Origin of the sequence: Arthrobacter sp. AK01, from assembly GCF_021109375.1 — a bacterium.
Taxonomy (GTDB): Bacteria; Actinomycetota; Actinomycetes; order Actinomycetales; family Micrococcaceae; genus Arthrobacter.
Genome location: NZ_JAJOHP010000109.1, coordinates 1 through 11,570 on the forward strand (window position 1 = coordinate 1; position 11,570 = coordinate 11,570).

Annotated in this window: 13 protein-coding genes; all 13 read right to left on the reverse strand. The window is 61.0% G+C overall.

The window, feature by feature from the left end; genetic code table 11:
- Positions 1-109: 109 nt before the first annotated feature.
- The 13 genes from atpA to prfA all read right to left on the reverse strand — a co-directional run bounded on the left by atpA (position 110) and on the right by prfA (position 11,328).
- Complete coding sequence (gene atpA / locus LN996_RS22425) at positions 110-1,747, reverse strand: F0F1 ATP synthase subunit alpha (RefSeq protein ID WP_231343299.1); 1,638 nt, start codon at positions 1,745-1,747, stop codon at positions 110-112.
- A gap of 85 nt (positions 1,748-1,832) precedes the next feature.
- Positions 1,833-2,660 carry a F0F1 ATP synthase subunit delta gene (locus LN996_RS22430; protein ID WP_231343288.1) on the reverse strand — a complete coding sequence of 276 codons (828 nt, stop codon included), beginning with the start codon at positions 2,658-2,660 and terminating at the stop codon, positions 1,833-1,835.
- Complete coding sequence (locus LN996_RS22435) at positions 2,660-3,214, reverse strand: F0F1 ATP synthase subunit B (RefSeq protein ID WP_144649789.1); 555 nt, start codon at positions 3,212-3,214, stop codon at positions 2,660-2,662. The genes LN996_RS22430 and LN996_RS22435 overlap by 1 nt, the downstream gene beginning before the upstream one ends.
- A gap of 56 nt (positions 3,215-3,270) precedes the next feature.
- Positions 3,271-3,474 carry an ATP synthase F0 subunit C gene (gene atpE / locus LN996_RS22440; protein WP_009356484.1) on the reverse strand — a complete coding sequence of 68 codons (204 nt, stop codon included), beginning with the start codon at positions 3,472-3,474 and terminating at the stop codon, positions 3,271-3,273.
- 77 nt (positions 3,475-3,551) lie between these two features.
- Positions 3,552-4,352, reverse strand: a complete 801-nt coding sequence (gene atpB, locus LN996_RS22445; protein ID WP_017199729.1) for a F0F1 ATP synthase subunit A — start codon at positions 4,350-4,352, stop codon at positions 3,552-3,554.
- Positions 4,353-4,433: 81 nt separating this feature from the next.
- Positions 4,434-4,769, reverse strand: coding sequence for a hypothetical protein (locus tag LN996_RS22450; RefSeq protein ID WP_231343289.1), 336 nt, complete (start codon positions 4,767-4,769; stop codon positions 4,434-4,436).
- Positions 4,756-5,247, reverse strand: a complete 492-nt coding sequence (locus tag LN996_RS22455; protein WP_231343290.1) for a hypothetical protein — start codon at positions 5,245-5,247, stop codon at positions 4,756-4,758. Before LN996_RS22455 ends, LN996_RS22450 begins: the two co-directional genes overlap by 14 nt.
- A gap of 119 nt (positions 5,248-5,366) precedes the next feature.
- Positions 5,367-6,479: an MraY family glycosyltransferase gene (locus LN996_RS22460; protein ID WP_231343291.1), complete on the reverse strand. Its 1,113-nt coding sequence runs from the start codon at positions 6,477-6,479 to the stop codon at positions 5,367-5,369.
- A 282-nt stretch (positions 6,480-6,761) separates the two neighbouring features.
- Positions 6,762-7,718: a glycosyltransferase gene (locus LN996_RS22465; protein WP_231343292.1), complete on the reverse strand. Its 957-nt coding sequence runs from the start codon at positions 7,716-7,718 to the stop codon at positions 6,762-6,764.
- Complete coding sequence (locus LN996_RS22470) at positions 7,719-8,504, reverse strand: WecB/TagA/CpsF family glycosyltransferase (RefSeq protein ID WP_231343294.1); 786 nt, start codon at positions 8,502-8,504, stop codon at positions 7,719-7,721.
- Positions 8,501-9,337 carry an L-threonylcarbamoyladenylate synthase gene (locus LN996_RS22475; RefSeq protein ID WP_231343296.1) on the reverse strand — a complete coding sequence of 279 codons (837 nt, stop codon included), beginning with the start codon at positions 9,335-9,337 and terminating at the stop codon, positions 8,501-8,503. Before LN996_RS22475 ends, LN996_RS22470 begins: the two co-directional genes overlap by 4 nt.
- 12 nt (positions 9,338-9,349) lie before the next feature.
- Positions 9,350-10,222, reverse strand: a complete 873-nt coding sequence (prmC, locus tag LN996_RS22480) for a peptide chain release factor N(5)-glutamine methyltransferase (protein WP_231343298.1) — start codon at positions 10,220-10,222, stop codon at positions 9,350-9,352.
- Between the two features lie 32 nt (positions 10,223-10,254).
- A complete protein-coding gene (gene prfA / locus LN996_RS22485; protein ID WP_014922181.1) occupies positions 10,255-11,328 on the reverse strand; it encodes a peptide chain release factor 1 in 1,074 nt (357 codons plus the stop codon).
- Positions 11,329-11,570 lie beyond the last annotated feature (242 nt).

The following is an 11,570-nucleotide window of genomic DNA, read 5'->3' on the forward strand; positions in this document are numbered from 1 at the left end:
TTGGGCCCTGATCCCCCAACGGGGGGACCCAAAATTTAACTTACCAACGGCCCCCGTGGGGCGCCCGGCCGGGGGCCGTGGCGCCCCGGGCCAGGGCAGGTCATCGAAACTAGCGCTTCTGCTTGACGATCTTTTCCTGGTCGACGTCGCCGCCGGAGATCGCTGCGTGCTCTTCGTGGCCGGCGCCAACCAAGTGGTTGTCGCCTTCGCCGAAGAAGCCCTTCTTGAAGGAAATGATCGCTTCCTTCAAGGCTGCAGCGGTGTCGTCATCCAGGACGTTGGTCTGAGCCAGCGTGGTCAGGATGGAGGACTTGTGCGTGAGGTGCTCCAGGAACTCGGACTCGAAGCGGCTGATGTCCTCAACCGGAACGTCGTCCAAGTAACCGTTGGTGCCGGCCCAGATGGACACAACCTGGTTCTCAACCGGGAACGGTGAGTACTGGCCCTGCTTCAGCAGTTCCATCAGGCGTGCGCCACGGGTCAGCTGCTGGCGGGAAGCAGCGTCAAGGTCAGAGGCGAACATGGCGAATGCCTGCATGTCGCGGTACTGGGCCAGGTCCAGCTTCAAAGTACCGGAGACCTTCTTCATGGACTTGACCTGTGCAGCGCCACCAACGCGGGACACGGACACACCAACGTCAACAGCAGGACGCTGGTTGGCGTTGAAGAGGTCCGACTGGAGGAAGATCTGGCCATCGGTAATGGAGATCACGTTGGTCGGGATGTAGGCAGAGACGTCGTTTGCCTTGGTTTCGACGATCGGAAGACCGGTCATCGAACCTGCACCGAGCTCGTCGGAGAGCTTGGCACAACGCTCCAGCAAGCGGGAGTGCAAGTAGAAGACATCGCCCGGGTAAGCTTCGCGTCCCGGCGGACGGCGAAGGAGCAGGGACACGGCGCGGTAAGCTTCGGCCTGCTTGGACAGGTCGTCGAAGATCACCAGAACGTGCTTGCCGCCGTACATCCAGTGCTGGCCAATGGCCGAGCCTGCGTACGGTGCCAGGTACTTGAAGCCAGCGGGGTCGGATGCCGGGGACGCCACAATGGTGGTGTACTCCAGTGCGCCGTGGTCCTCAAGGGTCTGACGGACGGCCGCGATGGTGGAAGCCTTCTGGCCAACACCGACGTAGACGCAGCGAACCTGCTTCTTGACATCGCCCGAAGCCCAGTTGGCCTTCTGGTTGATGATGGTGTCCACGGCAATTGCGGTCTTACCGGTCTGGCGGTCACCAATGATCAGCTGACGCTGGCCACGGCCGATCGGGATCATGGCGTCGATAGCCTTGAGGCCGGTCTGCATCGGTTCGTGAACTGACTTGCGTTCGGTAACGCCCGGAGCCTGGAGTTCCAGTGCGCGGGTGCCCTCGGCCTTGATTTCGCCGAGGTCGTCGATCGGCTGGCCCAGCGGGTCAACAACGCGACCCAGGAAGGCGTCGCCAACCGGAACGGACAGGATCTCACCGGTACGGTGAACTTCCTGGCCTTCTTCGATGCCGGTGAAGTCACCGAGGATAATGACACCGATCTCGCGGACGTCAAGGTTCTGGGCCAGGCCCAGCGTGCCATCTTCGAAGCGAAGCAGCTCGTTCGCCATGACCGAGGGAAGACCCTCAACACGGGCGATGCCGTCACTTGCGGTGGTCACACGACCAACCTCTACGCGCTCTGCGTTACCGGGTTCGTAGGACGCCGCGAACTCGTTCAACGCATTACGGACGTCGTCGGCGTTGATGGTCAATTCGGCCATCTGCAGTCCCTGCTCTCCTGTTTTCGTGATCATCGTTGCTCACGATGACCGGGTTTTATATCAGTTAAGTTGTGCTTTGTCTTCGCTAGCCAGCGAGCTGACGGCGGAGTTCGCTCAAGCGGGCGACAACCGAAGCGTCAAGCACTTCGTCACCCACCTGGACACGGATTCCACCGATAAGGGCGGGGTCAACGTTGAGGTTGACCTTCAGTTCGCGGCCATACAGGGCATCAAGCCCGGCCTGCAGACGGCTGGCCTGCGTTTCCGTCAACGGACGGGTAACGCTGACAGTTGCAATCCAGCGCTGCTGACGCTTGGCTGCAAGCTTGGCGAAGGACTCGACGAGCTTGCTCGGCTTGACACCGCGCGGCTGTGTAACTGCCTGGCTGATGAGAACCTTTGCTTCCTCGCTGCTGCCAGGAACAAGCTTCTCGGCCAGTGCAATCTTTGCCGCAGGGGATCCCTGCGGCTCAGACAGAGCACGTTGTACTTCGTGGCTGGAGGCGACGATCTGGTTGAAGGCAAACAGATCGTTTTCCAGCTCTTCCAGCCCCGTGATACCGGAGGCAGAAACGGCCGACTTGTTTTCAGCTACGGCAATGACAACCGTGGCGGCAAGCGTCTCGAGTGCATCGCCGATATCGCGTGCCGATGCCCAGCGTGAGCTGGCCAGTCCGCCCGCAATTTCAGCAGCATCAGCGGAGACTTTTCCGCCAACGAGCTGCTTGACCAGCGCCGACTTTTCGTCTCCACTACGGGACGGGTCAGTCAGGGCGCGGCGCAAGCCAGCCGAGCTGTCCACCGTTCCCAGGATTCCGAAGAGGTCCTTAGCCAACTGCAGCGAGGCGAAAGGAAGCTTGGCTTCCAACTGCGCCAGTGCTGTGGTCAGCGATTCGCTCGATATACCTGCCATTACTTAGCTGCACCTGCGCTCTGGGTCTCCAGATCTGCAAGGAAGCGGTCCACAACGCGTGCGGCGCGCTGATCGTCAGTGAGTGCTTCACCAACGATGCGGCCGGCCAGCGTGGTGGCCAGGGTGCCTACCTCGGAACGAAGCGAGACAACAGCTGCCTGGCGCTCCGATTCGATGGCAGCGTGCGCCTGCTCGGTGATCCGAGCGGACTCTGCAGCTGCCTTGGCCTTCAGGTCCGCGAGGATCTGGGCGCCTTCGGCGCGTGCTTCTTCGCGGATGCGGTTGGCTTCGGCGCGGGCGTCGGTGAGCTGCTGCTTGTACTCTTCAAGAGCTGCAGAAGCTTCCGCCTGGGCCGCTTCGGCCTTTGCAATGCCACCTTCAATTGCTTCGGCGCGCTCTGCGAAGGTCTTCTCGAACATCGGGACAATGAACTTGACCACGATGTACAGGAGGACCGCAAAGCCGACGAGGACGACGCCCATTTCCCAGACATTGGGAACGAGAGGGTTGGCGGCCTCGCCTTCAGTGGCGGCTGAGATGATCAGCTGATTCATATTTCACCCGTCCTATCTACTCGGTTGCGGAATTCGCTTCGTTCTAAATCCGAAGACTAGAGAACGAACGCGAAGACGAGTCCGAGGATGGCGAGAGCTTCGGTCAGTGCCAGACCAAGGAACGCGATCGGCTGCAGCACGCGCTGAGCTTCCGGCTGACGAGCAACACCGTTGATGTAAGCCGCGAATACGAGACCCACACCGATACCACCGCCGATTGCGGACAGACCGTAACCTACGAGGTTGAGATTGCCTTCCATTTTTTTCCTTTCAAGATGCCACCCATGTGGCAGGTTGTTTGGTTTACTTCAATCCCCATCAGGGGAAGATTTTGTGCCTAGTGGCTGTCGGCGTGCAGGGCGCCTTCGATGTAGATCGCGGTCAGCAAGGTGAACACGTAGGCCTGCAGGGCCATGATCAGTGCCTCGAGCATGTACATGGCGATAGCGCCGACGAGGACCAGAACCGAGGTGCCCTTCAAGAGGACGTTTTCCTGCATGACCAAGTACTCGATGCCGGAACCGGCGAGCATGACGATCAAGTGGCCGGCCAACATGGTCGCGAACAGACGGAGGCTGTGCGTGACGGGGCGGACCAGGAAGTTGGAGATGATTTCGATCGGTACCACGATCGGGAGGATGTACCACGGAACACCTGAAGGAACGGTGGCAAGCTTGAAGTACTTCAGGCCGTTCTTCTTGATGCCGATGATGATCCAGGTGAAGTACACGATGCCGGCCAGCACATAAGCTCCACCGACGTGGGAGAAGCTCGGGAGCTGAATGACGGGAATCGCGCCGTAGATGTTGTTCACCAGAATGAAGAAGAACAAGCTGAACAGCAGCGGGACGTACTTGATGAAGTCCTTGCCGCCGATGATGTCCTTGGCGATGCTGTTGCGGACGAAGCCGTAGGCCATCTCGCCTGCGAACTGCAGCTTGCCGGGAACCAGCTGCTGCTTACGTGCAGCGAGGATGAAGAATGTAGCGATAATGACGACCGAAAGGATTACCAGCAGCATCTGCTTGGAGAATCCGTCGTGCGCACCCCAAGGCAGGATTGCCGGCAGGTGCATTTCGTCGATTCCGGGTGGGGTGAATGACCCCGAATCCTGGGCGGGGAGCGCAAGCGCGATCAACGCGTTTCCTCTCTGCTGTGTCCATCATTGGGCATTGGTTGGAATCCGGTCGCGTTGGACGCATCCGTGTTCCATGTGAAATTATTTGGCATTACTGTCCCCGTCCGTGGACGGACCGCTGTCTGCGTTGCTCTCGCCAGAAGAGGAGCTTTGCCTGGTGAGGCCGTGCATATGGGAAAGATAGAACCCTCCTGCGGCTCCCAGCAGAGCGCCAAGGAGCACAATCCAGCGGGTCCCCCACAGATTATCCAGACCCCAGCCTATCAAACTCCAGACAATGATCCCGCCAACGATGTAGCTGAAGACGGCGATGCCGGCGTTGTATCCGCCGTCGTTTCCGGCTTCCGCGGTCTCACTGGCTTTTCCAGGTTGCTGGGCTTGTGCGGCCGGGCGTGAATATCGCTTACGCGGAGACATCCGGGCCACCCTTCTGTTCTTCAGGATCGTTATAGATCTGGAGGCGGGCCTTGCTGAAACCATAGATTTCTGCTGCCTGCCAGAAGACAACGGTGACCACGGCGCCAATCAGGAACCAGCGGTGGTGGAGCCAATCCGGCGCACCGAGCACAAACAGTACTACGGCGAAGCCGACCACTTTGATGAAATATGTAGCAACAAAGAGGCCAACAGCACCGGAAGGGTTGTTGCGGCCCACATAGTGGCCTATCAAAAGGCTGATGCCAAAGAAGAGCATGACCAGCGCGGCACCGAACGCTGCTGAGAGCGCGCCCTGACCGCCGTTCAACACGGCCGCGATCACGCAGGTGACTGCAGTGGCCGCGGCTGCAGCCGAGGCGCTCAGAAGAAGCAACCGCAGCCAGAGGTTCGACGTCTCTCCGGAGACTCCAACACCACGTTTACCGGACGGGCGTCCGGTTTCGGCGTTGGATGTCATGGGGATACCAATCCTCGTGGCACAGGTGCCATATTCTCAAAGTGGGGTTACGGGCGAGTGACTGTCCGCAGAAAGAATTCTACATGAGATAGAACTGTGACGATAACCAGCCGTCACATCTACTCCCCCTGCCGAGTCGAGTTCCGGGTGAAGTAGGGCCACGCCGTCACGGCGGCCATGATGAGCGCTGCGGCGATGATCACGATGAGCACAATTTGCCACGGGAAAACAGCGAAGGCGACACCGCCGAAAGCCAGGATGCACGTCCAGACGTACAGCATGACGACGGCGGTGCGGTGCGAGTAGCCAAGGTCTACCAGCTTGTGGTGGAGGTGCCCGCGGTCAGCGGACCACGGTGATTGGCCCCTGGCTGTCCGTCTGACAACTGCCATCCCCAGATCGAGAAGGGGCAGGGACAGGACGGCGAACGGCAGCAAAATCGGAACGATCGTAGGAATACCGTTGGCGCGGTCGTAGAGGCCGGAACCAATTTGCCCCGTAGCCACCACACCGGCGGAAGCCATGAGCAAGCCAATAAGCATGGCCCCGGAGTCGCCCATGAAGATTTTGGCGGGGAACCAGTTGTGCGGCAGGAACCCGATGCAGCTTCCCACCAGGATGGCCATGAGGAGTGTTGCGAGGTCTGAGTTGTCGGTGGACGGGTTGTTCCGGTGAACCCAGTACGCCGTAAGGAAGAAGGCCCCGCCACCTATGATGGCGACCCCGGCCGCTAGTCCATCTAGGCCGTCAATGAAGTTCACTGCGTTCATGGTGGTGACAATCAGACCAGCCGTGAGCACAATCTGAAGGACTTCAGACTCAAGGAATATCGGTTCCGGGATGAACGGGACCACTGACATCCGCACGCCCCAAATTGCGACGATGAAAGCAGCCGCGCCTTGTCCCAACAGCTTGATCCACCATCGGATGTCCAGGATGTCGTCGGCCACTCCAACGGCGACAATCACGACTGCGCCGGCCAGGATCCCCCACGGAGCATCGTTGTGCCTGAAGATGTCCTTGACGAAGAAAGAGTTGCTGGCAACCACCAAAGCCACGAAGAAGCCGGTAAAGATGCCCAATCCCCCGAGTTTGGAAATCAGTGCCGAATGCATGTCCCTGCTGCGGATCGGACGGTACAGGCGCAGTTTGTTTCCGGCGACGCGGGCACCCCACGTTCCCGCGTAGGACACCACGGCAGCCGTGAGTGCCATCAGCAGATACATGATCATGATGCGGCTCCCGGGAGCGGCCCGCCCGCTGTTCCGGAAACGGTGACCAGCGGACGCAGCCGGCGCGTCGCGTGTAAGCCGGTGGTTTCCGGGCACCTTGAGGGGTGGAATTCTGTCTTTGGATAAATGGAACTACTCCGTCGCCATGCCTGCACCGGCTGTGCCGAATGTTGCGGGATTTCTGTGGACTCTAGTCACGATACTAATGCCAACGGCCGTGACCACCCTGTGACGCAGCCGGAAAGCCCCCGCCTGTTGAGCAGGGCCTAAGCTGCGAAGTTGTCAGCTCACCGGCTCTTTGACGTTCCGCAATGGGTAGATTCCCTCAAGCACCTTCTCGTTGGAACGCGGCGCCTTCAAACTGTGGCGCAGGCCCTTGAAGAGCCCGTCAATCAGCACTTTGCGGTTGGGCGATGCCGCGATGGTGCGGGTCCAGTTACGCAATGAGGCGCCGGTGAAGAGTATCTTCTCCCACGGTGCAAGTGCGCTGGAACGGGTGTACACCCAGAGCTTGTTCCGCACTTCGTAGTAAAAGCGCGGTCCGGGATCCGCGCCCGCGTCACCAAATACTTTGGTGTGATGGTTCGCCACCGATGCGTCGGTACTCAGGGCCGTCCCCCGGCGCGAGACCCGGGCGGTGTACTCGAGGTCGTCATTCCAAATGAAGTAGTCCGCAATGGGCAGGCCGTACTTCCGGATCTCTTCGGCACGGATCAGGACCGACACGAACGAAGCACTGCGGATCTGCGTGGCACCAACCCGCGCTGCAGCGTTGCGTGCTTCTTCGGTGGCACCCATCCGGGGCCGCATGCGGTTCATGGGGTGGTCCCGGCCATCGGTCCACACGACGCGGCTCGCGATGAACGCCGGAACATCTCCGGTTTCCTGCAGGTAGGCGTTGGAAACGTCCAACGCTTCGCCCAGCGCCCCCGATTGGGGTTCCGTGTCATCGTCCATGATCCAGACGTGGTCCGCACCGTGGTCCAGTAGGGCCCGCTCCATGCCAACCACAAATCCACCAGCGCCGCCCACGTTGGTATTCAGCGTCACCACGTCGGTGGTCAGCGGCCCTTGGTAGCCCTGCAGGAATTCTGCGGTTCCGTCCGTGGAAGCGTTGTCCACGACGACGACGGCGTCCGGCACCCGGGTGCCGGAGGCGATGCCCGCCAATGTGGTTTGGAGGAGCTCATGCCGGTTATAGGTCACCACGACAGCGACCACGACAGCTTGGGATGTCATTTACTTGCCTTTGGTCTTGGGTGATTGAAAACGGCGCCGAATCAGCAGGCCGGCCAGCTTCCAAGGTTCAACGAAAACTCTGTACGCAACCCGGCCCGGATGAAGGACCAGGCGCCACGCCCATTCAAGCCCTAAACGTCCAAGCCAGCGCGGAGCCAGCTTCTGGATACCCGCGACTTGCTCGATGGCCCCGCCAACGGCGCAATAAGTAGCAGGCGGCAGTTGCCCAAGACGGCGGTTCAAGACGTGTTCCTGAAGCGGCATGCCCAGCCCAAGCAACACCAGCTGGGGCCGGAACGTGCTGAGCCAGCCAACCACGGCATCTTCAAGCGCATCGTCCCAGCCTTCGCCGGGCATGCCGTCTACTGTGGCTCCGGGAAGGATGGAGCGCAGGCGGACGACCGCTTCGGTATTGGCCTCACGTCCGGCACCGATGACAGCAACCCGGTGCAGCCCGGGAACCTTGCCGAGTTCCGGGATCCAGTCCATGGAACCCAAACGGTAGGCCATGGCTCCTTCGCCCAGGGGCGGAAGCTGCCGTTTGCGAGCAAGTCCCCACAACAGTGTCGCCGGGGCTCCGTCCAAGAGGACTATCGAGCTTTCCTCATAGAGTGCCCGAACGTCGGGACATGAATGAAACAACGTGATGCTGTGCAGGTTATGTCCGAGCACAGTGCTCGTGGTCCCGGCAGCAATGAGTCCGCCCATCGCATCAATAAGTTCGTCGACGCGCAACGGAGTAGCGTCGACGTCAAGGACGGGGACGCGCTGGCGGTCCGGAATCATTCGGGCTTGGCTTCTCGTGCAGCCTGCGGTTCCACATGGTCGTCAGGGGTCGACTCACCCTCCGGCGTCGATTCCTCGACGACGGCGGCTTGGGTCACTTCAGCCGTTTCTGCACCAGCTTCCTCTTCGAGGGCGACCTCATCTGCTGGAGCCGGCGTCTCTACGGGCACGGTCTCGCCAAAGCCGAGGATTGTCGGAACGATGCTGCGGAGGCTCTCCAGCGAGATGGCTCCTTGGCGCACTACACGGAACGGGGCAGCAGTTGCGTCCACAATCGTGGACGGCAGAGCGGCGGTGCCCTCCACCGGCCGGAATCCACCCTCCAGGTAGACCTCAACGGACTCCGCCAGTTGCATGCGCGCTTCCGAAGCGGTCTGCGCTGCTTCCTGACCTGTGCGGTTGGCCGACGATACGGCCAGCGGCCCCGTGAGCCCGAGGAGCTCCAAAGCAATCTCGTCGTCCGGCATACGGAGTGCAACGGTGCCCTTGGTATCGCCCAGATCCCAATCCAGGGAAGGCTGGGCATGAAGGATCAGAGTCAACCCGCCGGGCCAAAATGCCTGCGCCAGCGCCCGGGCATCGGCCGGCACGTCGGTGGCCAGGCCGTCCAAGGCATTGATTCTGGGAATCAGGACCGGAGGAGGCATCTGCCGGCTGCGGCCCTTGGAGGCCAGCAGCATGGTCACAGCCAAGGGAGAGAAGGCGTCGGCGGCAATGCCGTACACAGTGTCCGTCGGCAGCACGATGCACTTCTTTTCACTGATGGCACGCTGTGCGTGCTGAAGTCCTTCAGCCCGTTGGTCATCGGAAGTGCAGTTGTAGGTTGTGGTCACAGCGCTATTCTTTCACTCATCAAGGGCGGTGCTTGCCAGCATCGCGCTGGTGGCACGTTCCTTACCGTTCAGGTCGAAATGCGTGGTGACGTCGTTCCAACGTCCCGTGCGTCGCAGCATCCCGGCGATCCAGCCGGCTTGGACTTCTGCGTGTTCCATCACGAAGTAGCCGCCAGGCTTCAGAAGCCGGGCGGCGGAAGCAGCTGCCGCCGTCGGGAGTTCCATGCCGTCCGCTCCCCCACCGTACAGTGCTTCGGGAGGATCGTGGAGCGCGACTTCCGGTTCTGTGGGTATCGCTTCTGCCGGGATATATGGCGGGTTGGATACGACGACGTCGAAGGTTCCGTTGTGTTCGGGCAGCGCATCCCGGAGGTCGCCCTGAATGAGGACGACGCCGAGTGGCTCAAGGTTCTTCGCAGCCCAGGCATGCGCAAAAGTACTGAATTCCACAGCGTGGACTTCTGCCCCCGGCACCTCATGGGCGATCGAGCCGGCGATGGCACCTGATCCGGTGCCGAGGTCCACCACTTTGGGGTTCGTTATTCCAGCCACGTGGTCAATGACCAGTTGGACCACCGATTCGGTTTCCGGGCGGGGTATGAAGACGCCCGGACCCACGCGCAATTCCAAGTAGCGGAAATATGCGACGCCGGTGATGTGCTGGAGGGGGACGCGGCCCGCCCTCTCCTGGACGAGCTCTTCGTACCCTTCAGGTGCGGGAGCATCACCCAACAGCATGGCCCGCAGGCGTCCGAGCCCCACCCCCAGCAAGTGATCGGCGAGCAATTCTGCGTCCACGCGCGGTGTGGGGACGCCGGCGTCGGCGAGAACGGCAGCAGCCTCGCGAACAGCATCCGCGAGGCTCTGGCCTTGGTAAAACGTCATGGATCTACTCTGCTGTTGGTAGGAGGCAGGAGCTATTCGCCGATGGCGTCCAGGCGCGCCTGCTCGTCCGCCTCAATCGCCGATTGGATGACGGGCTCTAGGTCGCCGTTCATGACGGCGTCAAGGTTGTAGGCCTTATAACCGGTGCGGTGGTCCGCAATACGGTTTTCCGGGAAGTTGTACGTGCGGATACGCTCCGAACGGTCCATGGTGCGGATCTGCGACTTGCGCTGTTCCGAGTTGGCGGCGTCGATTTGTTCCTGCTGGTGGGCCAGGAGGCGGGCACGGAGCACGCGCATGCCGGCTTCGCGGTTCTGCAGCTGCGATTTTTCGTTCTGCATGGCCACCACGATGCCTGTAGGCAAGTGGGTGATACGGACTGCGGAGTCGGTGGTGTTCACGGACTGGCCACCCGGACCTGATGAACGGTAGACGTCGATCTTGAGGTCATTCTGGTTGATCTCAAGTTCTTCGGGCTCGTCCACTTCGGGAAGCACCAGCACGCCGGCAGCCGACGTGTGGATCCGTCCCTGGGATTCCGTCACGGGAACACGCTGCACACGGTGCACGCCACCCTCAAACTTCAAACGCGCAAAAACACCCTGCGCGGGATCGTTCGAGTTGCCCTTGATGGCGACGGCGACATCCTTGTACCCGCCAAGGTCCGATTCCGTGGCCGAGATCATTTCGGTCTTCCAGCCACGCGATTCTGCGTAGCGCATGTACATCCGCAGAAGGTCGCCGGCGAACAAAGCGGCTTCGTCGCCACCTTCGCCACCCTTGACTTCAAGGATGACGTTGCGGGCATCGTCCGGGTCGCGTGGGATCAGCAAACGGCGCAACCGCTCCTGTGCCGCCGGAATCTGCTCTTCCAACTGCACAACTTCGGCAGCGAATTCGGGATCTTCGTCAGCCATTTCCTTGGCAGCTTCCAGATCGTCATTGAGCCCGCGCCACTTGTTGTACGCCTCCACAATGCCCTGAAGCTGAGCAGACCGCCGCCCCAACTTCCGGGCCGCAGACTGATCGGCATAAACAGCAGGATCGCTCAACTGCGCCTGGATAGCAGCATGCTCATCAAGCAATCCCTGTACGGACTCAAACATTTTCAAACCTCTTTCGACTTCTACAAGTCTAATAACTGCATCGTGGGGTCACGCACAGCCCATCTGGGGCCCACTGGGCCGTTTCTGACCTCACGTGGTGTCGGGCCAAGGATTCCTTAAACAAAGACCGCTCAAAAAAATGCGGCCAGGGAGTGGCGTAGGGGCGGGCGGAGCCGGGGGGGGGGGGGGGGGGGCGGGGGGGGTGCGGGGCCAGGCGCTGCGGGGGGCGGGGGGGGGGGGTG

What these genes read in the sequence shown, in the direction of transcription:
- atpA (WP_231343299.1), bottom strand. Translation starts at nt 1,747, where the DNA reads ATGGCCGAATTGACCATCAACGCCGACGACGTCCGTAATGCGTTGAAC.
- LN996_RS22430 (WP_231343288.1), bottom strand. Translation starts at nt 2,660, where the DNA reads ATGGCAGGTATATCGAGCGAATCGCTGACCACAGCACTGGCGCAGTTG.
- LN996_RS22435 (WP_144649789.1), bottom strand. Translation starts at nt 3,214, where the DNA reads ATGAATCAGCTGATCATCTCAGCCGCCACTGAAGGCGAGGCCGCCAAC.
- atpE (WP_009356484.1), bottom strand. Translation starts at nt 3,474, where the DNA reads ATGGAAGGCAATCTCAACCTCGTAGGTTACGGTCTGTCCGCAATCGGC.
- LN996_RS22450 (WP_231343289.1), bottom strand. Translation starts at nt 4,769, where the DNA reads ATGTCTCCGCGTAAGCGATATTCACGCCCGGCCGCACAAGCCCAGCAA.
- LN996_RS22455 (WP_231343290.1), bottom strand. Translation starts at nt 5,247, where the DNA reads ATGACATCCAACGCCGAAACCGGACGCCCGTCCGGTAAACGTGGTGTT.
- LN996_RS22460 (WP_231343291.1), bottom strand. Translation starts at nt 6,479, where the DNA reads ATGATCATGTATCTGCTGATGGCACTCACGGCTGCCGTGGTGTCCTAC.
- LN996_RS22465 (WP_231343292.1), bottom strand. Translation starts at nt 7,718, where the DNA reads ATGACATCCCAAGCTGTCGTGGTCGCTGTCGTGGTGACCTATAACCGG.
- LN996_RS22470 (WP_231343294.1), bottom strand. Translation starts at nt 8,504, where the DNA reads ATGATTCCGGACCGCCAGCGCGTCCCCGTCCTTGACGTCGACGCTACT.
- prmC (WP_231343298.1), bottom strand. Translation starts at nt 10,222, where the DNA reads ATGACGTTTTACCAAGGCCAGAGCCTCGCGGATGCTGTTCGCGAGGCT.
- prfA (WP_014922181.1), bottom strand. Translation starts at nt 11,328, where the DNA reads ATGTTTGAGTCCGTACAGGGATTGCTTGATGAGCATGCTGCTATCCAG.